Origin of the sequence: Nocardioides sp. TF02-7, assembly GCF_022437945.1 — a bacterium.
In the GTDB taxonomy this organism is placed as follows: Bacteria; Actinomycetota; Actinomycetes; order Propionibacteriales; family Nocardioidaceae; genus Nocardioides.
Window position 1 is genome coordinate 2,945,941 of the sequence record NZ_CP092535.1, and the last position, 18,698, is coordinate 2,964,638.

Below are 18,698 nucleotides of genomic sequence, written 5' to 3' on the forward strand. Positions count from 1 at the left end.
GCGCGTAGACGGTGTTCTTCTGGGTGTCGGTGGCGTGGACGTGGCTGTTGTCGCCGTCGGTGTAGGCGGCGGCGAAGTCGCCGCGCAGCTGGGTGGTGACGGTCAGGTCGCGCAGCACGTGGTCGGGCGTCGACCGGTCGACCGTGACGAGCCGGCACTCGGCCTTGCCGTGCTGGAGGTCGGAGAGCACGTGGTCGGCCATCAGCTGCCCCGGTAGGTCGTGTAGGCGTAGGGCGAGAGCAGCAGCGCGACGTGGTGGTGCTCGTCGGGCACGACCGTGAAGCCGACCCGCACCTCCGGGTAGAACGTCGTGCGCTCCCGGGCCGCGAACCACGGGCCGGTGCGGAACTCCACCGACCAGGCGCCCGCCTGGACCTGCTCGGCGAGCCGGAACCGCCCGTCGTCGTCGGTGACGCCGTCGTACGCCGTCCCGTCCGGGCCGCGGAACGCCAGCGCCATCCCGGCGGCGGGCCGGCCCCGCTCGGCGTCGAGGACGTGGGTGGAGATCGTGCTCACGCGACCAGCTCCTCGAGGCGGAGCAGCGCGACCTCCCGCAGCTGCCCGGCGGTCACCGCGAGCTCGGTGCCGGGGTCGTTGCCGAGCCGCTCCTCGAGCAGCCGCAGCAGCTCCGCCCCCGCTGCGGCCGCGGGCGCGGACCAGGTAGATCCGGCCGAACCGCTCCTCGTAGCGCCGGTTGCCCTCCGCCAGCCGCGCGGCCAGGTCGGTGTCGGCGGGGTCCACGCCGGCCTGCTCGCTCCGCGACTGGGCCGCGGCCGGCCCGTCGCCGTCGGGCCGCTCACCGATCCGGGGGTGCTGCGCCAGCGCCTGGTCGACCTCGGTCGCCGTCCACCGGCGCGCGGCCTCGTCGGCGGCCGTCAGCAGCGCCGCCCGGTCGGCCCACGGCCGCCCGCGCACGAGCCGGTCGACCCACGCGTCGACGTCCGCGCAGGCGCGGAGGACGGCAGCGGCCTCGTCGGCCGGCAGCCCGTTGAGCTCCTCGACCCGCACCTGTCCTCCTTCCACCGACGTCGGCTGAAACGGCGGGCGAGCGCCGAAACCGGCGTTTCACCCGGGTCCAGGGTGGTGGATCGCGGCCGCCACGTCCAGCAGCTCGTGGTCGCGGCCCGGTGCGGCGACCAGGCAGAGGCCGCACGGGAGCCCGCTCCCGGTCCGCAGCGGGACCGACACCGCGGGGAGGCCGCCGATCCCGGCGAGGCAGGTCAGGGCGAGGGTCGCGTCACGCGCTGCGAGCAGCCGTTCCGGCAGCCCGGGGCCGGTCTCCGGCGCGGTGCCGGGGGGCCGAGGGCAGGGCGACCACCCGGTCGCCGACGAGCTCGTGGATCGTGCGCCGGGCCGACGCCACCGCCGACCGAGCCGCCTCCGCCTCGGCCGGCGTGACGGTGCGCGCCCGCTCGAAGCGGGCGCGCACGTCGGGCCCGAGGACGTCGAGGCGGCCGTCGAGGACGGGGCCGTGCGCCTGCCAGGCCTCCCACGCCTGCAGCACCACGAACGCATCGCGCCAGGACGCGAGGTCGTCGAGCCGCCAGCTCTCCGTGCGGTGGGTGTTGGGCAGGCCGCCGCTGACGGCCGCAGCCACGTCGGGCTCGGCGAGGGCGAGGAGCTCGGGGACGACCACGAGCTCGGCGGTGGGCGGAGCGGGCGAGCGGGGGGCGGGCAGGAGCACGCCGGCGACCCGGCGCAGCAGGCCGAGGTCGCGGGTCAGCCACCCGACCGCGTCGAACGTCGGGGGCGAGCGGCACCAGGCCCTCCCGGTCGACGGCGCCGTGCGTCGTACGGATGCCGAACAGGCCCTGGTAGGCGGCCGGGACCCGCACCGACCCGCCGGTGTCGGTGCCGAGGCCGATCGACGCCTCGCCCAGCGCGACCGCGGACGCGGGGCCGGACGACGAGCCGCCGGGCACCCGGCCGGGCGCGGCCGGGTTGGGCGGCGTGCCGTGGTGGTGGTTGGTGCCGGCCAGCGAGTAGGCGAGCTCGTCGGTCTGCGCGATCCCGCGCACCGACGCGCCGGCGGCGAGCAGCCGGGCGACGACCGGGGCGTGGGCGGAGGCCGGATGGGCCTCGGCCAGGAGGGTGGGGTTGCCGGCGCCGCACCGGAACCCGGCGACGGCGAACAGGTCCTTGACCGCCACCGTCTCGCCCACCAGCGGCCCGTCCGCGGCGCCCGCGACGAGCGGGTCGCCGCGCTCCCGCCAGACACGGGTGTCGAAGCCGGTCATGGCGGCACCCTAGGCCGACCCGCCCGCGCCGGGGATCACCCGCGCTGCAGCCGCGACCGGCGCATGCCGAACACCCAGCGGCGGCGCGGGTGCTCGCTGAGCGACCACAGCAGGTCGGTCGCCGGCCAGTAGACGAGGTCCTCGGGGCCCGGCGGGGTCGCCCACCGCTGGGTGCGGAAGCCGGAGGAGGGGTGGCCCACGTGGACGTGGCCGTACGTCGCCCGGCCGTGGGAGGACGTGACGTAGTAGGTCCCGTCGACGACGGCGGCGCCCTGCATCCGGGCCAGCGCCTCCTCCGCGTCGAGCGCGGGCCGGGAGACGCCGTCCTCCTCGGCGGCGAGCAGCCCGGTCTCCGGGTCGGTGGGGAACCGGGCGAACCGCCGGGTCTGCTTGCTGTTGCCGTACTCGCCCACGACGAGCGCGGGCGGGTCGGTGCTGCGGTCGAGCGTCATGAACGAGAACCGCAGCCGCTCCACCCCCTCCTCGGCCGCCGCCCGGTAGGCGAACCGCACCGGCAGCACGTGGTCGTGGCCGTAGGTCTCGACCCGCGCGTCGGCGCCCACGCGCAGCACGTCGTCGACCCGGCACGTCAGGAAGCCGCGGCCGGTGGCGGCGACGTGCACGTAGGGCCCGTGCCAGACCACGCCGCCGGCGTGCACCTTCACCGGCCGGAGACCGGGCCGGCCCTCGTCGAGGGTCGGCTCGACCAGCAGCACGTGGCGGTAGCGCCGCGTCGCCAGGTCGATGAAGCTCAGCCGCGAGCCCTCGCCGTGCTTGGAGTACCACGACGTCACGAGCACGTCGCGGTCGATGCCGGTGCGCACCGACGTCGAGATCCCCTGCGGGTACCACCGGTGGTCCCGCCGGTCACGGGCCTCCCAGGTGAGCGCCCGGTCGACCGCCAGCCCCAGCAGCCGCGGGTGCGGCACCCGGCTCCGGCGCATCCGCCGGTCGAGGTCGGCCAGCAGGCCGCGGGCGCCGACCCGGGCACCGCCGGTCTCGCTCAGCAGGCCGGTCAGCGCCTCGATCTCGGCGGTGTTCTCCTCGGTGCGCGACAGCCGCACCCCCGAGCGTCCGGGCGGTCGGTTCCACGCCGGTCACGGTAGCGTCCGGGTCCCATGGGCGAGGCGGACACAGGGCGCGCAGCGGTCGTCGGGGCGGCGGTGGTGCGCGACGGCCGGCTGCTCGCCGCGCGCCGGACGAGGCCCGCGGCCGCCGCCGGGCGCTGGGAGCTCCCGGGCGGCAAGGTCGAGGCCGGCGAGACCCCCGACGTCGCGCTGGTCCGCGAGCTCGGCGAGGAGCTGGGCGTCACCGCGACCGTCGTGCGCTGGCTCGACGGCGCGGTCGGCATCGGCACCACCCACGAGCTCACGGTCGCCGTCGTGACCGTCGCCGGCGACCCGCAGCCGCGCGAGCACGACCGGGTGCGGTGGCTCGCCGCCGACGAGCTCGACGCCGTCGACTGGCTCGAGCCGGACCGTCCGTTCGTCGCCCAGCTGCGGGAGGTCCTCGCCGACGGCGCCCGGCCTGGGACGATGGAGCCGTGAGGGGCATCTTCTTCGACGAGGACGACGCCCGCGCGGCGGCGCTGGCGCTGACCCGCGGCGGGTTCGAGGCGACCGTGGTGCGTGAGCGGCTCGCCGGGGAGGACGACGACGAGGACCACCCGTGGGCGGTGCTCACCGACGCGCCCGCGATCCAGCTGGAGGTGCTCGTCGACATGTACGACGGGTGGCTCGACGCCGAGACCGACACGGGAACGGACCCAGGGACCGGCCCAGCGGTCGACCCCGGCCCCGGCCCCGTGCGCGACGGGGGCGACCGGCCGGGCGCGGCGGGCGGACTGCCGCTGCCCGACCAGCCGCGGCGGCTCAAGCGGCCGCCGGCGGGCTGACCCTCAACCGGGCGCGCAGACCGCCGGGCCGCCGCCGCGCTGGAACGCGCCGAGGGCCACCGAGGGCGGGTCGACGTCGGCCTCGACGAGGACCAGGCTCCCGTCGCGCTCGACGGTGAGCTCGCCGAGCTCCGCGAACGGCCGTCCCGTGACCGGGTCGGTGCCGTCGGCGAGCAGCGCCTCGCGCGCGTCCCGGTCGGCCTCGGCGGCCTCGTCGTCGGCGTGCTCGAGGACGTAGGTGGCGCGGGGGTCCTCGCCGCGCACCAGGAGCGCCCGCCGCTCCGGCCGGCCGAGGTCCGCCAGCCCAGCCAGCCCAGCCTGCGCGGACTGCGCCGACCTGGGCAACCGGTCGCCCCGGCTCGCGCACGCCGCCGGCCCGGCCTCGAGGACGGCGTACTCGACGTCCTCGACCGCGTCCGCCACCTCCCCGAACCCGTCGTCGTCGGCCAGCGAGTCGGCGTCGTCGTTGATCACGTCGGCGACCGTCTCGAGCGGCCCGACCGCGGCCGCCGCGACCACCAGGCCGTCGTCGGGGTCGAGCAGCAGGGCCCGCGCGAACGGCGGGTAGCCGGCGGCGGCCGGGTCGGTGGCCCGGCCGCCGGTGAGGACGTCGAAGCCCGCGACCTGCTGCTCCTCGTAGCCGAGGGCGGCCAGCTCGTCGGCAAGCGCGTCGAAGTCGAGGTCGTCGCCGACCTTCCACACGGTGGCGCCCTCGGGCGCGTCGGGGTCGCCCCACGACGCCGAGCCCTCCCACTCGACGTCGAGGTCGTTGAGGGCGGCCTCGCGGGCGGCCACCACGAACGGCGTGAGCCGGGTGCCGGCCACCTCCTCGGCCAGCGCCTCCAGGTAGCCGACGGCGTCCTCCTCGGTCGCGTCCCGCGGGCCGACGTCGTCGACGCCCAGGCGCTCCGCCTGGGAGGCCCGGTCGGAGAACGTCACCCGGAAGCTGTCGGCGGGCAGGTACTCGAACGCGTCGTCCATCGTCGACCCGCCGAGCAGGTCGCGCACCAGGCCGCAGCCGGTCAGCGCGGTCGCGGCGGTGGCGGCGGCGGCGAGGACTGCGATCGCCGGCAGGGCCCGCCGGACGGCTCGGGGAGCACGGGCACCGGGAGACATGGGCGCCATCATTACGCTCATGACCGTGAGTGACACTCCGGCACACCGGCTGCTCCTCGTCCACGCCCACCCCGACGACGAGTCCATCGGCCAGGGCGCCACGATGGCCAAGTACGTCGCCGAGGGACGCGGCGTCACGCTCGTGACCTGCACGGCGGGCGAGATGGGCGAGATCCTGGTCCCCGAGCTCGAGCACCTCGCCGCCGACCGGGAGGACCGGCTCGGCGAGCACCGCCGCGGCGAGCTGGCCGCGGCGATGGCCGCGCTCGGGGTGACCGACCACCGGTTCCTCGGGGGTTCGGCACCTACCGCGACTCCGGCATGAAGTGGCACGAGGACGGCCACGCCGTCCCCGCCGACACGATCCACGCCAACGCGTTCTGGCACGCCGACCTCACCGAGGCCGCCGACCACCTGGTGGCGGTCGTCCGGGAGGTCCGCCCGCAGGTGCTCGTCACCTACGACCAGTTCGGCGGCTACGGCCACCCCGACCACATCCAGGCCCACCGGGTCGCCATGTACGCCGCCCAGCTCGCCGCGGTGCCGTCGTACCGCCGCGACCTCGGGGAGGCGTGGGAGATCGCCAAGATCTACTGGAGCGCGATGTCGGCGGGCCGGATGCGCGAGGGGCTGCGGGCGCTGCGCGACGCGGGGGAGAAGGGGTTCGGCGACGACTGGGACCCGGACGGGCCGCTGCCGCCGATGTTCCTCCCCGACGAGGACGTCACCGCGGAGGTCGACGCCACCGCGTACGGCGACCAGAAGCTGGCCGCGCTGCGGGCGCACGCCACCCAGATCACCGCCGACGGCCCGTTCTTCAAGGTCTCCGACGTGCAGGGCCCGCAGGCCCTCGGCGTCGAGGAGTTCCGCCTCGTCAAGGGCGTCCCCGGGCCGGTCGGCCGCGCCGGTCGCGAGACCGACCTGTTCGCCGGCGTCGACCCCGACTAGTGGCGGGTCCGCGCGCCGCCCGGGTCGCGGTCGCCGTCGTCCTCCTGCTCCTGGGAGCGGCGGTCGGACTGGCGTCGTTGCTGCTGCACGCCCGGTGGTGGGGGATGGCCGTGGGGCTCGGCACGACCGCTGCCTGGCTGGTCGCGCTCCCCGGCGGCTGGTGGCTGCGGCTGCCGTTCGCCCTCGGGTGGGTCGCCGCGGTGCTGGTCCTCGCCCCGGAGCGGGCGGAGGGGGACTACCTGGTCGCCGGCGACGTGTCCGGCTGGCTGCTGCTCGGCTCGGGCGTGGCGGTGCTGCTGGCGGGGATCCTCGGCTCGCGCCGGCACCCGGCCGTGTCCACGGAGCGGGTCGGGATTTCCGGTCCGGCGGGCCCGCCTTCCTAGGATGCACGCGTGACGTTCTGGGATCAGCAGCCCGGCGAGGGCGAGTCCACCAAGCGCGAGCGACCCGGCGGCCGGGTCGTCGTGCTGGTCGTCGTGTTGCTGGTCGCGCTGCTCGGCGGTGCCTACTACGCCGCCTACGCGGTGGCCGGCGACAAGGTGCCGCGCGGCACGTCGGTCTCCGGTGTCGACGTCGGCGGCCTCAGCCGCGACGACGCGATCGCCGAGCTCGAGGAGGCGTTCGGCGACCGCGCCGCACGCCCGATCGAGGTGCAGGTCGAGGACCGGTCGGCGGAGGTGCGCCCGGAGGAGATCGGTCTCGGCGTCGACTACGCCGCGTCGGTCGACGCCGCCGGCGCCGAGAAGGACCTGCGCCCGGCGCGGCTGTGGGACTACTTCACCGGCGGCGACGACGTCGACGCCGTCGTGGACGTCGACGAGGAGCTGCTGGACGCCCGGCTCGCCGAGCTGTCCGAGGGTCTCGGCACGCCACCGAAGGACGGCCGGGTGCTGATCACCGCCGACGGCGTCGACGTCGTCGAGCCCGTGCCCGGCGAGGCCGTCGACACCGACGCCGCCCGCACCGCGATCACCGAGGCGTTCCTCGGCGAGGAGGAGACCGCCCGGCTCACGGTCGAGGAGGCCAGCCCCGACATCGACGAGGCCGACGTCCAGGAGGCGGTCGACGGCTTCGCCAACCCGGCGATGGCGTCGCCGGTTACCCTCGTCTTCGGCAAGTCCGAGGTCCGGCTCCGGCCGCAGCAGTACGCCCGCGCGCTGTCGATGGTGCCCGAGAACGGCGAGCTCGTGCCCCGCGTCGACGAGAAGCGGCTGGCCCGCCTCGTCAAGGGCGCCACCACCCGCGGGGAGCCCGTCGACGCGACGTTCCGCATCGTGAAGGGCAAGCCGCGGGTCGTGCCGGCCAAGCCGGGCGTGGAGTTCCGGCCCGACGACGTCGCGGCGGTCTTCACCGAGCTGCTCGTCGCCCCGGAGGGGGGAGCGCACCGGCAAGGTCGAGGCGACCGTCCGCGAGGCCGACCTCACCACGGCCGAGGCGAAGGCGCTCGGGGTGAAGCGGAAGATCTCCGAGTTCACGACCTACTACCCGCACGCGGAGTACCGCAACGTCAACATCGGCCGCGCCGCCGAGCTGGTCGACGGCACCCTGCTGCTGCCGGGCGAGGAGTTCTCGCTCAACGACACCGTCGGCGAGCGCACCGCCGAGAACGGCTTCACGACCGGCTACATCATCAGCGACGGCATCCTCGTCCAGGACTACGGCGGCGGGGTCTCCCAGATGGCCACCACCGCCTTCAACGCCGCGTTCTTCGCCGGCCTCGAGGACGTCGAGCACCACCCGCACTCGTTCTACATCGACCGCTACCCCGCCGGCCGCGAGGCGACGGTCGCGTGGCCGACCAAGGACCTGCGGTTCCGCAACGACACCGACCACGGGGTCTTCATCCGGGCCTGGGTCGACCCCAGCTCCTACGCCGCGCAGGGCTCGGTCACCGTGCAGATGTACTCCACCAAGCTCTGGGACGTCGACTCGGTCGAGAGCGAGCGCTACAACTACCGCGCGCCCGCGACCCGCACCCTCACCACGCCGGACTGCGAGCCCAACACCGGCTGGTCCGGGTTCGACATCGACGTGACGCGGGTGTTCCGCAAGCCCGGCTCCGACGCGGTCGACCACCGCGAGACCTTCCACACCTCCTACACCGCCGCCGACACCGTCGTGTGCCGCCCGCCCGGCAGCAACGGCGGCAACGGTGGTGGCGGCAACCGCGGCGACTGAGCCACCGGCGGCGACGTCGGTCCGCGCGGCTACCGAGCCTCGGCCACCAGCCGCTCGGCCAGCGCCGTCCACCCCGGGTCCGGCTCCCACCCCGGCTCGCCCGGGATCGCGACCAGCGTGCGCGTCTCCAGGTCGCTCACCCGCTCGGCCGGCGGCCCGTAGACCTCGACGACGTACGACGGCCGTGAGCTGACGGCGTACGCCTCGGCCTGGGCCTCGAGCATGGTGACCAGCACCGGGTGGCTGTTCGGGGTGACCGACGCCAGGTCGGGGTCGTCCTCGAGCCGCACCGCCGCCCGGAGCCGCGTGTCGGAGAGCTCGAGCGACACCGGCTCCAGCCCGGGCAGCGCGATGCTGTTGTGCAGCAGGTCCCACTGCTGCGCCAGCGCCCGGGTGACGCGGCCGGCGGTCGAGAGGACGAGCGCGCCGCCGCGGGTCGGCTCGTCGGCCGACCACCGCTCCCACGTCGAGAGCTCGGGGTGCTCGGCGACGGTGCGGACGGCGTCGGCGATCCGCCCGGACCCCGCCGGGACGTGGAGCGCGGTCGAGACGTCGCGGACGACCACGGCCAGGCCGTCGAAGGCCGCCTCGGCGACGACCGCGCGCTCCGCGAGCGCGCGCGGCGGCAGCGCGGCGGACCCCTCCGCGCGTTCGACGTCGACCTCGAGCGTCACGTCCGCCAGCACGAGCTCCGCGGCGGCGACACCGCGGAGGCCGGCGTCGGCGACCGACGGCCCGACCTGCGCCACCACGTGCGCGAGCTCGCCGGGGGCGATGTCGTCGGCGACGTCGACCTCGAGGGTGGCGACGCCCTGCCAGTCCGGCTCCGCGCTGACCGCGACCACCCCGGGCAGCGCGCCGAGCAGCCCCTCGACCTCGGTCGCCGCCTGCTGCTGCTCCTCGGTCGGCCCGCAGGCCGCCAGCGCGGAGAGCAGGAGCAGCGCGGCCGTCGCCCGGACCCGCACGTCAGGCCGACGCCAGGGCGTAGACGGCGACCCCCAGGAACGCGCCGGCGGTGCCGAGGGCGAGGTAGAGCCCCCACCACCACAGGCTCCCGGACAGGGAGGCCGAGCTCCACAGGGTGCCGCGGTCGCGTCCTCGTCGCTGTGCCGGTGGTCGCGCCCGAGCCGTGCGGCGCAGCGCCGTGGCCATCGCCCACCACGCCGGCGCGGCCATCGCCCAGAACAGCACGCCGCAGAAGAGCCACGAGAAGTGGAAGCCGTCCTCGAACGCGAACTCCAGGAAGTTCCACCCCAGCGAGGTGAAGAGCAAGGCCCACATCGGCAGCAGCAGCGACGGGCCGCCGATGGTGGAGGCGAAGCCGGAGCCGGACAGGGTCGCCACGACCAGCACCGGGATCGCCACCGCGATCAGCCAGCTGCCCTCGGGGCACGGCGTGGCGACCTGGTAGGGCCCGCCGCTCGCGCACGACCCGCCCACGCCCATCACCGCCCGCATCGACAGGTACGCCCACACCAGGCACGCCCCCACCAGCAGCACGCACACGTAGGTCACCACCACCGGGACGTACGACGACCCTGGGCGCTGGCCGGTCGACTCGGCTGTCACGCGGGTCAGGGTAGGGACCTTTGCCTGCGACCGTGCGCCGAATGCCGTTGAATCCTCCTCGTGCACCCCACCTGTCCCGCGATCCCGGTCGTCCGTCCAGCCGCGGGGGAGCGGCGATGATGCTGCGGGCGGCGGTCGTCCCGCCTGCCGAGGCGCTCGCCGAGCTCACGACGGCCACCGCCGACCTCCGTCGCGTGCCGGGGGTGGACGCGGTGCCGCCCGACCAGCTCGACATCCCGGTCGCGTCGTTCGGCAACCTGACGACGGCCGACGCCGGCCGGATCGTCGAGGTGCTGAGGGACGCGTTCGAGGGCGCGACCGGGCCGGTCGTGCGGTTCTCCGGCGTCACGCTCCTCGACCCCGAGGAGCAGTCGCGCAGCGCCCGGCCGCGGGCGACGCTCGTCACCACGCTCACGGGCGACGTCGACCCGGTCGTCGACCTGGCCCGGTTCGTCCCCGAGGCGGTCGCCCGGCTCGGGCTGATGGTCGACCGCCGGAGGTTCCGGCCGGCGCTGACCCTGGGGTCGGTCGCCGCCGACGACGCGCCCCGGCTGCTGGCCACCGCGCTGGACGGGGTCGCGGGCTGGGCCGGACGCGAGTGGACGGTGCCGGGGCTCTCGTTGCTCCGGATGCGCCTCGACCACGGGCGCCGGATGGTGGGCGAGGAGCACGCGCGGATCCACCTCGCCTGACGTGGGCTAGAATGAGAACACGTTCTAGTTCTCGCGAGGTGGCATGAGCTCGACTGCGTCCCCGGCCGTGGCCGGCTGGTTCACCACGGGGCCCGAGCCCCGGCTGCTGGCGTCGCGGTGCACCACGTGTGCCACCCTGGTCTTCCCCCCGCACCCCGAGGACGCCACCGCGTCCTGCCGCAACCCCGGCTGCGACGGCCAGGGAGCACGAGGTCGCACCGCTCTCACGCCGTGGCCACGTGTGGTCCTACACCGACGCGCAGTACCAGCCGCCGCCGCCGTACGTCCCGGCGAGCGAGCCGTTCCGGCCGTTCGCGCTCGCGGCCGTCGAGCTGCCGGAGGGGCTGGTGGTGCTGGGCCAGGTCGCCGAGGGCCACGGCGTCGCCGACCTCGCCGTCGGTCTCGAGGTCGAGCTGGTCGTGGAGACGCTCCACGCCGACGAGACGGGCGAGCGGCTGACCTGGCGCTGGCGGCCGACGGGGAGGCCCGGTGAGCGGGCCGGTCGTCGTCGCGGGCGTCGGCATGCACCCGTGGGGCAAGTGGGGCCGCCCGTTCGTCGAGTACGGGGTCCACGCGGCCCGCGCGGCGCTGGCCGACGCCGGCGTCGCGTGGCGCGACGTCGACCTGGTCGTCGGCGGCGAGACCGTGCGCAACGGCTACGCCGGCTACGTCGCCGGCTCGACGTTCGCCCAGGCGCTGGGCTGGAACGGCGCGCGGGTCGCCACGTCGTACGCCGCGTGCGCGACCGGCGCCCAGGCGCTCGACACCGCCCGCGCCCGGATCCTCGCCGGCCTGTCGGAGGTCGCCCTCGTCGTCGGCGCCGACACCACCCCCCAAGGGCTTCCTCGCCCCCAACGCCGGCGAGCGGTGGACCGATCCCGACTGGCTGCGGTTCCGGCTGCTCGGCATGACCAACCCGGCGTACTTCGCGCTCTACGCCCGCCGCCGGATGGACCTCTACGGCGCGACCAGCGAGGACTTCGCCCGGGTCAAGGTCAAGAACGCCCGGCACGGGCTGGCCAACCCCAACGCCCGCTACCGCAAGGAGGTCAGCGTCGCCGACGTGCTCGACTCCGCGGTCGTCTCCGACCCGCTGCACCTGCTCGACATCTGCGCCACCTCCGACGGCGCCGCTGCGGTGCTGCTGGTCGGCGGCGACCGCGCCCGGCGGCTGGCGCAGAACGACGGCGCCCACCCGCCGGTGCGGGTCGAGGCGGTGTCGACGGTGACGCCCACGTTCCCCCACACGGTCATCGACATGCCGCTGCTCGCCACCGACCACGCCGCCGGCGCCGAGCCCGCCCGGACGTTCAAGGAGTCGATCGGCGACGCGGCGTACGAGGAGGCCGGGATCGGTCCCGACGACGTCGACGTCGCCGAGGTCTACGACCTGTCCACCGCGCTCGAGCTGGACTGGATGGAGGACCTCGGCCTCTGCCGCCGCGGCGAGGCCGAGGTGCTGCTCCGGGCGGGCGAGACCGCGGTCGGCGGCCGGATCCCCGTCAACCCCTCCGGGGGCCTCGCCTGCTTCGGCGAGGCGGTGCCGGCGCAGGCCCTCGCCCAGGTCTGCGAGCTGACCTGGCAGCTGCGCGGCCAGGCCACCGGCCGCCAGGTCGAGGGCGCGCGCGGCCGCGCCGGGCACCCACGGGTCGGGATCACCGCCAACCAGGGCCTCTTCGGCCACGGGTCGGCGGTCGTGCTCAGCCGCTGACGGTCGGGCGGGCCGTGTCCCGTATCGGACCGCGGTCCGCGCTAGGCGAGCGCGAGTACGTTGAGGGCGTGACCGCTCACCTCGCACCTGAGACGTCCACCGCCCCCAGCATCGCCACCGTCGGGGGAGCTGCGCGCCTCCGGCCACGTGCACAAGCCGCTGCGCGCCGAGATCCGCGACAACCTGCTGGCCAAGCTCGCCGCGGGGGGAGGACCCGTGGCCGGGGCTGCACGGGTTCGAGGACACCGTCGTCCCCCAGCTCGAGCGGGCGCTGCTCGCCGGGCACGACGTCGTGCTGCTCGGCGAGCGCGGCCAGGGCAAGACCCGGCTGCTCCGCACCCTCGTCGGGCTGCTCGACGAGTGGACGCCGGTGATCTCCGGCTCTGAGCTCGGCGAGCACCCGTTCGACCCCGTCACCCACGCCTCGCGTGCGGCCGCGGCGTCGTACGGCGACGACCTGCGGGTCTCCTGGCGGCACCGCAGCGAGCGGTACGCCGAGAAGCTGGCGACCCCGGACACGTCCGTCGCCGACCTGATCGGCGACGTCGACCCGATGAAGGTCGCCGAGGGCCGCTCGCTCGGCGACCCCGAGACCATCCACTTCGGGCTGATCCCGCGCTCCCACCGCGGCATCGTCGCCATCAACGAGCTGCCCGACCTCGCCGAGCGGATCCAGGTCGCGATGCTCAACGTGATGGAGGAGCGCGACATCCAGATCCGCGGCTACGTGCTGCGGCTGCCGCTCGACGTGCTCGTCGTCGCCTCGGCCAACCCGGAGGACTACACCAACCGCGGCCGGATCATCACGCCGCTCAAGGACCGCTTCGGCGCCGAGATCCGCACCCACTACCCGACCGAGCTCGAGGCCGAGATGGCCGTCGTCCGGCAGGAGGCCGACCTCGTCGCCGAGGTGCCGGAGCCGCTGCTGGAGGTGCTGGCCCGGTTCACGCGCAACCTGCGCGAATCCAGCGCCGTCGACCAGCGCTCGGGCGTCTCGGCGCGGTTCGCGATCGCCGGCGCGGAGACCATCGCCGCGGCCGCCCTCCGCCGGGCCACGCTGCTCGGCGAGGAGGCGGCCGTCGCCCGGGTCGTCGACCTCGAGACGGCGGTCGACGTGCTCGGCGGCAAGATCGAGTTCGAGACCGGGGAGGAGGGCCGGGAGGCCGAGATCCTCACCCACCTGCTGCGCACGGCGACCGCCGAGACGGTGCGCCAGCACTTCCGCGGCATCGACTTCGCGCTGCTGGTGCAGGCTATCGAGGACGGCGCCATGGTCACCACCGGCGAGGGCGTCGCCGCCCGCGACGTGCTCGCCGGGCTGCCCGTGCTCGGTGAGTCCGACCTCTACGACCAGGTGTGCGAGCGGCTGCTCGGCGAGGACGGCGGCGCCAACGACGGCGAGCGCGCGTGCGCGATCGAGCTCGCCCTCGAGGGCCTCTTCCTCGCCCGGAGGATCGGCAAGGACTCCGACGGCACGGAGACGGTCTATGGCTGACGACCCCGGCCGGTCGCGGAGACCGCGGGGCGTCGCGACCCACTACACCCGCTACGGCGGCGGCGACCCGCTCGCCCCGCCCGTCGACATCGCCGAGGCGCTCGACGCGATCGGCGAGGAGGTGATGGCCGGCTACAGCCCCCGAGCGCGCGATGCGCGAGTTCCTCCGCCGCGGCGGCCGCGACCAGGCCGGCCTCGACGACCTCGCCCGCCGGGTGGCCGAGCGGCGCCGCGACATCCTGCAGCGGCACAACCTCGACGGCACGCTCGAGCAGGTCCGCGAGCTGCTCGAGAAGGCGGTGCTGGAGGAGCGCAAGCAGCTCGCGCGCGACCCGATGATGGACGACGCCGACCGGGCGTTCCGCGAGATGCGGATGCAGAACCTCCCGCCGTCGCCGGCCGCCGCCGTCACCGAGCTCGCCGACTACGACTGGCAGAGCACCGAGGCCCGGCAGGCCTACGAGGAGATCAAGGACCTCCTCGGCCGCGAGCTGCTCGACCAGCGGTTCGCCGGGATGAAGGACGCGCTGGAGAACGCCACCGACGAGGACCGGGAGGCGATCCAGCAGATGCTGGGCGACCTCAACGAGCTGCTCGAGAAGCACGCCCGCGGCGAGGACACCCAGCAGGACTTCGACGACTTCATGGCGAAGCACCGGCAGTTCTTCCCCGAGAACCCCGGCAACGTCGACGAGCTCCTCGACGCGATGGCGCAACGCGCGGCCGCCGCGCAGCGGATGCTCAACTCGATGAGCGCCGAGCAACGGGAGGAGCTGATGCGGCTCTCGGCGCAGGCGTTCGGGTCGCCGCAGCTGATGGAGCAGCTCTCCCGCCTCGACGGCAACCTCCAGTCCCTGCGGCCGGGCGAGGACTGGTCGGGGTCGGAGCGGTTCGACGGCGAGCAGGGAGTCGGCCTCGGTGACGGCACCGGCATGCTCCAGGACCTCGCCGACCTCGACGACCTGGCCGACCAGCTCTCCCAGGGCTACGGCGGCGCCCGCCTCGACGACGTCGACCTCGACAAGCTGGCCCGCCAGCTCGGCGACGGCGCCGCCGTCGACGCCCGGAAGCTGCAGGAGCTCGAGCGGGCGCTGCGTGACTCCGGGGCGCTGGAGCGGGGCTTCGACGGCGAGCTGCGGCTGACCCCGAAGGCGATGCGACAGCTCGGGAAGGCGCTGCTCCGCGACGTCGCCGAGCGGATGTCCGGCCGCCAGGGGCAGCGGGACCTGCGTCAGGCCGGGGCCGCCGGCGACCTGTCGGGGTCGAGCCGGCAGTGGCAGTTCGGCGACACCGAGCCCTGGGACGTGCCGCGCACGGTCCTCAACGGTGTGCGGCGTCGTACCGGAGACCCCTCCGGGCCGCGGTTGTCCGTCGACGACATAGAAGTCCAGGAGACCGAGGCCCGTACGCAGGCGGCGGTCGCGCTGTGCGTCGACACCAGCTTCTCGATGGCGATGGACGGCCGGTGGGTGCCGATGAAGCGCACCGCGCTCGCGCTGCACACGCTGATCGGCACCCGGTTCCGCGGGGACTCGCTGGAGCTGATCGGCTTCGGCCGGCACGCGGAGCGGATGGAGATCGAGCAGCTGACCGCACTCGACGCGCGGTGGGCCAAGGGCACCAACCTGCACCACGCCCTCCTCCTCGCCAACCGCCACTTCCGCAAGCACCCCAACGCCCAGCCGGTGCTGCTGGTCGTCACCGACGGCGAGCCGACCTCGCACCTGGAGCCCGACGGCGAGGTCTACTTCAGCTACCCGCCGCACCCGATGACGATCGCGCTCGCCGTCCGCGAGCTCGACAACGCCCTGCGCCTGGGCGCCCAGACCACGTTCTTCCGCCTCGGCGACGACCCCGGCCTCGCCCGGTTCGTCGACTCGATGGCCCGCCGCGTCGACGGCAAGGTCGTCGCCCCCGAGGCCGACGACCTCGGCGCCGCGGTCGTCGGCTCCTACCTCGGCTCCCGCGGCCCCCAGGGCCGCCCCGGCTCCTACGACGACTGGTTCGGCGGCCGGGGGTTCTGGGTGGGGTGACCGGCTTGACCTCAAGTGGGGTTGAGGTCGCACGATCGCCGCATGGATGCGACGAACCAAACTGTGGCCGTGATCGGCACCGGCGCGATCGGATCGGCAGTGACCCGGACCCTGCTCGCCCGAGGTCGTGACGTCGTCGTCTGGAACCGGACGTCCGGGCGAGCCGACGCGATGGTCGAGGCCGGGGCAAGGCGGGCCGGCTCGTTGAAGGAGGCTGCCGTGGCGCCCCTGGTGCTGCTGACCCTCACTGACTACGCAGCAGTCGACGCGGTCCTGGCGGAGCTCGCGCCGGCCGACGTCGACCGGACGCTGGTCGTGCTCGCGACCGGTGGCCCGGAGGAGGCGCGGTCGGCGGCGGCGCGTGTGGCGGAGCTAGGAGCCGCCTACCTCGACGGAGGCGTCCAGGCAGCCCCGGAGACCGTCGGCACTGAAGCAGCAGCGTTCCTCCTCAGCGGTGACCGGGCGTCGTACGAGCGGCACCGTCCGACGTTGGAGCTGCTCGGCGGTACCCGGTTCGTGGGTGACGCGCCTGGCTCCGCGGCCGTGTGGGACCTCGCCCTCTTCGGGGTCTGGTACGACGCCCAGCTCGGCCTGCTCCGGGCGCTGGCCGCGGTGGTCGAGGCCGGTATCGACGCAACCGCCTTCGCGGAGACGGCCGCGACCCAGCTCGGGCACGTCGTCTCGTCGGCGTCGGACACCGCGCGCGAGGTCGTCACCGGCCGCCACCCGGCCGGGCCGGCGTCACTTGTCGAGCACCTCCCGGTGCTGCGCCGGCTCGCATCCCTTCACGCCCCCGGGCCGCTCGGCGACGGCGGTCTCGGCGCGACGGTGGCCCGGGCCGCGGAACTGGTCGACGCGGGACGGGGCGAAGAGGGCCTCTCCGCCTTAGTCGTGAGGTCGTCAGGGTGAGAGTGACCGATAGACCACTCTCACCCTGACGACCTCACGCGGCGGCGGGGACGCCGAGGTTGCGCAGGTCGCGGGCGACGACGTCGGGCTGGTCGCGCAGCTCGCGGGCGGTGCAGCGGACGACGACGCGGTCGGGGGAGGTGAGGGCGCGCTGGCGGGCGATGTCGTCCTTCCAGTGCTCGACCTCCATGTGGAAGCCGCCGTCCACCTCGAGCACCAGCACCCGTCCGTCCCGGAGCCGCCACTCGCAGTCGGTGAAGCGCACCCGCCCGCTCGCGTCGCGCCGCTTGGTCTGGCGGGCGGGCGCGGCCAGGCCGAACCGGCGGCACATCCGGCGCACGTCGAGCTCGGCCACCGACTGCGCGCCACCGGCGATGTCCACGAGCGCGGCGCGGAGGATGCGGGCCCACCGCAGCGGCTGCATCCGGTCCAGCCACGCCAGCAGGGCCGCCGGGGAGGTGAGCCGCTGCTGCACGACCGCGGCCACGACGCCCTCCGCCGTCCGGCGGGAGTCCTGGTAGGCGGCGAAGTGCAGCACAGCCGGCTCGAGCCGGCACACCGGGAGGCGGAGGTCCGTGCGCCGCAGGTCCGGCAGCGGGCGGCGGGTCTGGACGAAGCCGATGCCGGGCACCGGCCGGCCGAGGTCGGTGCCGCGCGGCACGAGGACCGTCACGTCGTCGCGGTGCCAGTTGCGCAGGCCGCCGACCTCGGCGGCGGTCAGGTCGCCGACCAGGGCCGGCGGGCCGGCGTGGAGGACGCCCAGCCACATCAGCTGCCGGCGCCCCAGCTCACCGGTGGTCGTGCCGATCACCGTGGGCGTCCACTCGACCCAGCGGCCCGTGGCGATCCGGTGCCGCACCGCCCAGCGGTCGACGCCGAGCGCACCGAGCTGGGCGCGGGTGATGAGCCCGCCCTGCTGCGCTGCGACCGCCGCGACCTGCCGCCACGACTCCTGCCCCCGGGACCACGCCACCAGCGTGGACCATTCCGTCACTTCCCGGGCCGGCCCTCCACAGGCCCTGAGGTCGTCAGGGTGAGAGTGACCCATGGACCACTCTCACCCTGACGACCGCGACAATGGGTGGCGATGAGCGACATCAGCCTGACCGTGCTCGTCCTCCTCGGCGTGGCGGCGCTGGCGGCGGGCTTCGTCGACGCGGTGGTGGGCGGCGGCGGGCTGATCCAGCTCCCTGCGCTGCTGCTCGGGCTGCCGGGGGCGGCGCCGGTGGAGGTGCTGGCGACCAACAAGGTCGCCTCGATCTGCGGTACGACGGCCGCGTCCGCGACCTACTACCGGCGGATCCGCCCCGATCCACGCACGTTCGGCCCGCTCATGCTCTGCGCGCTGCTGGGCTCGTTCGGCGGCGCGTTCGTGGCGTCGCACATCCCGCGCGGGGCGTTCGAGCCGATCGTGCTCGTGGTGCTCGTCGTGCTGGGTGCCTACGTCGTCCTCCAGCCCGAGGTCGGCGAGCAGACGCTGCTCCGCTTCGCCGGCCGCCAGCACCTGGCCGCCGCGTGCGCGGTCGGCGCGGTCGTCGGGTTCTACGACGGCGCGCTCGGCCCCGGCACCGGCAGCTTCTTCGTCTTCGCGCTGGTCGGGCTGCTCGGCTACGACTTCCTGGAGGCCTCGGCCAAGGCCCGGCTCGCCAACTGGGCGACCAACCTCGGTGCGCTCCTCCTCTTCGTCCCCACCGGCGCGGTGCTGTGGCAGGTCGGCCTGCTGATGGGCGCCTGCAACCTGCTCGGCGGCTACCTCGGCGCCCGCACCGCCGTCGGCCGGGGCGCGAAGTTCGTGCGGATCTTCTTCATCCTCGTCGTCAGTGGCTTCATCGTGCGGATCGGTGGCGGCGTGCTCGGCCTCTGGTGATCCGGTGGGTCGGGGGTCGAGCTCGCGGCCGACCTGCGCCCTGGGTGCC

Annotated in this window: 19 protein-coding genes and 3 pseudogenes; 12 read left to right on the top strand and 10 right to left on the bottom strand. The window is 75.2% G+C overall.

Annotated features, from left to right (window positions below):
* Positions 1-49 precede the first annotated feature (49 nt).
* From MF408_RS15190 to MF408_RS15205, 5 genes and pseudogenes are all read right to left on the bottom strand, one after another.
* A pseudogene (locus tag MF408_RS15190) lies at positions 50-202 on the bottom strand (urate oxidase); the annotation flags it as partial.
* Positions 202-1,008: a 2-oxo-4-hydroxy-4-carboxy-5-ureidoimidazoline decarboxylase gene (uraD, locus tag MF408_RS15195; protein WP_240248398.1), complete on the bottom strand. Its 807-nt coding sequence runs from the start codon at positions 1,006-1,008 to the stop codon at positions 202-204. The pseudogene MF408_RS15190 and the gene uraD, both read right to left, overlap by 1 nt.
* Before the next feature lie 57 nt (positions 1,009-1,065).
* Positions 1,066-1,188 carry a hypothetical protein gene (locus MF408_RS25595; RefSeq protein ID WP_275693185.1) on the bottom strand — a complete coding sequence of 41 codons (123 nt, stop codon included), beginning with the start codon at positions 1,186-1,188 and terminating at the stop codon, positions 1,066-1,068.
* A 32-nt stretch (positions 1,189-1,220) separates the two neighbouring features.
* Positions 1,221-2,237, bottom strand: a complete 1,017-nt coding sequence (locus MF408_RS15200) for an amidase family protein (RefSeq protein ID WP_240248399.1) — start codon at positions 2,235-2,237, stop codon at positions 1,221-1,223.
* 35 nt (positions 2,238-2,272) lie between these two features.
* Complete coding sequence (locus tag MF408_RS15205; protein WP_240248400.1) at positions 2,273-3,301, bottom strand: hypothetical protein; 1,029 nt, start codon at positions 3,299-3,301, stop codon at positions 2,273-2,275.
* 54 nt (positions 3,302-3,355) lie between these two features.
* Between MF408_RS15205 and MF408_RS15210 the strand changes: the two genes are divergently transcribed.
* Positions 3,356-3,784: an NUDIX domain-containing protein gene (locus MF408_RS15210; protein ID WP_240248401.1), complete on the top strand. Its 429-nt coding sequence runs from the start codon at positions 3,356-3,358 to the stop codon at positions 3,782-3,784.
* Positions 3,781-4,131, top strand: a complete 351-nt coding sequence (locus MF408_RS15215; protein ID WP_240248402.1) for a hypothetical protein — start codon at positions 3,781-3,783, stop codon at positions 4,129-4,131. The genes MF408_RS15210 and MF408_RS15215 overlap by 4 nt, the downstream gene beginning before the upstream one ends.
* 3 nt (positions 4,132-4,134) lie before the next feature.
* Here MF408_RS15215 and MF408_RS15220 read toward each other — a convergent pair whose 3' ends face one another.
* A complete protein-coding gene (locus MF408_RS15220) occupies positions 4,135-5,247 on the bottom strand; it encodes a hypothetical protein (protein WP_240248403.1) in 1,113 nt (370 codons plus the stop codon).
* 25 nt (positions 5,248-5,272) lie between these two features.
* Here MF408_RS15220 and MF408_RS25600 point away from each other — a divergent pair, with 25 nt between their 5' ends.
* Both MF408_RS25600 and MF408_RS15225 read left to right on the top strand, forming a co-directional pair.
* A complete protein-coding gene (locus MF408_RS25600; RefSeq protein ID WP_275693186.1) occupies positions 5,273-5,572 on the top strand; it encodes a PIG-L family deacetylase in 300 nt (99 codons plus the stop codon).
* Positions 5,569-6,195, top strand: a complete 627-nt coding sequence (locus MF408_RS15225; protein ID WP_275693187.1) for a PIG-L family deacetylase — start codon at positions 5,569-5,571, stop codon at positions 6,193-6,195. Before MF408_RS25600 ends, MF408_RS15225 begins: the two co-directional genes overlap by 4 nt.
* Here the strand turns inward: MF408_RS15225 and MF408_RS15230 are convergent.
* Positions 6,192-7,670 carry a hypothetical protein gene (locus MF408_RS15230; protein WP_240248404.1) on the bottom strand — a complete coding sequence of 493 codons (1,479 nt, stop codon included), beginning with the start codon at positions 7,668-7,670 and terminating at the stop codon, positions 6,192-6,194. The two genes, MF408_RS15225 and MF408_RS15230, sit on opposite strands and share 4 nt — an antisense overlap.
* On the opposite strand from MF408_RS15230, the gene MF408_RS15235 reads away from it, so the two are divergent.
* Entirely contained in the window at positions 7,645-8,373 is a 729-nt protein-coding gene (locus MF408_RS15235; protein ID WP_240248405.1) for a VanW family protein, read from the top strand. The two genes, MF408_RS15230 and MF408_RS15235, sit on opposite strands and share 26 nt — an antisense overlap.
* Positions 8,374-8,402: 29 nt before the next feature.
* On the opposite strand, the gene MF408_RS15240 is transcribed toward MF408_RS15235, so the two are convergent.
* Together MF408_RS15240 and MF408_RS15245 are read right to left on the bottom strand one after the other, a co-directional pair.
* Positions 8,403-9,338 (bottom strand): hypothetical protein, encoded by a 936-nt coding sequence (locus MF408_RS15240; protein WP_240248406.1) that lies wholly within the window; start codon positions 9,336-9,338, stop codon positions 8,403-8,405.
* A 1-nt stretch (position 9,339) separates the two neighbouring features.
* Positions 9,340-9,942 carry a hypothetical protein gene (locus MF408_RS15245; RefSeq protein ID WP_240248407.1) on the bottom strand — a complete coding sequence of 201 codons (603 nt, stop codon included), beginning with the start codon at positions 9,940-9,942 and terminating at the stop codon, positions 9,340-9,342.
* A gap of 116 nt (positions 9,943-10,058) precedes the next feature.
* Between MF408_RS15245 and MF408_RS15250 the strand changes: the two genes are divergently transcribed.
* From MF408_RS15250 to MF408_RS15275, 6 genes and pseudogenes are all read left to right on the top strand, one after another.
* A complete protein-coding gene (locus MF408_RS15250; protein ID WP_240248408.1) occupies positions 10,059-10,634 on the top strand; it encodes a hypothetical protein in 576 nt (191 codons plus the stop codon).
* Positions 10,635-10,873: 239 nt separating this feature from the next.
* On the top strand, positions 10,874-11,545 hold the full coding sequence (locus MF408_RS15255; RefSeq protein ID WP_240248409.1) for an OB-fold domain-containing protein: 672 nt from the start codon (positions 10,874-10,876) through the stop codon (positions 11,543-11,545).
* Positions 11,521-12,345 (top strand): lipid-transfer protein, encoded by an 825-nt coding sequence (locus MF408_RS15260; protein WP_240251947.1) that lies wholly within the window; start codon positions 11,521-11,523, stop codon positions 12,343-12,345. Before MF408_RS15255 ends, MF408_RS15260 begins: the two co-directional genes overlap by 25 nt.
* An 87-nt stretch (positions 12,346-12,432) precedes the next feature.
* A pseudogene (locus MF408_RS15265) lies at positions 12,433-13,840 on the top strand (magnesium chelatase).
* A pseudogene (locus tag MF408_RS15270) lies at positions 13,833-15,873 on the top strand (VWA domain-containing protein). Before MF408_RS15265 ends, MF408_RS15270 begins: the two co-directional pseudogenes overlap by 8 nt.
* 42 nt (positions 15,874-15,915) lie before the next feature.
* The gene (locus tag MF408_RS15275; protein ID WP_240248410.1) at positions 15,916-16,782 is read left to right on the top strand and encodes an NAD(P)-binding domain-containing protein; all 867 of its coding nucleotides are present in this window, start codon (positions 15,916-15,918) and stop codon (positions 16,780-16,782) included.
* Positions 16,783-16,816: 34 nt separating this feature from the next.
* On the opposite strand, the gene MF408_RS15280 is transcribed toward MF408_RS15275, so the two are convergent.
* The gene (locus MF408_RS15280; protein WP_240248411.1) at positions 16,817-17,755 is read right to left on the bottom strand and encodes an endonuclease domain-containing protein; all 939 of its coding nucleotides are present in this window, start codon (positions 17,753-17,755) and stop codon (positions 16,817-16,819) included.
* Positions 17,756-17,869: 114 nt separating this feature from the next.
* Here MF408_RS15280 and MF408_RS15285 point away from each other — a divergent pair, with 114 nt between their 5' ends.
* The gene (locus tag MF408_RS15285; RefSeq protein WP_240248412.1) at positions 17,870-18,649 is read left to right on the top strand and encodes a TSUP family transporter; all 780 of its coding nucleotides are present in this window, start codon (positions 17,870-17,872) and stop codon (positions 18,647-18,649) included.
* Positions 18,650-18,698 lie beyond the last annotated feature (49 nt).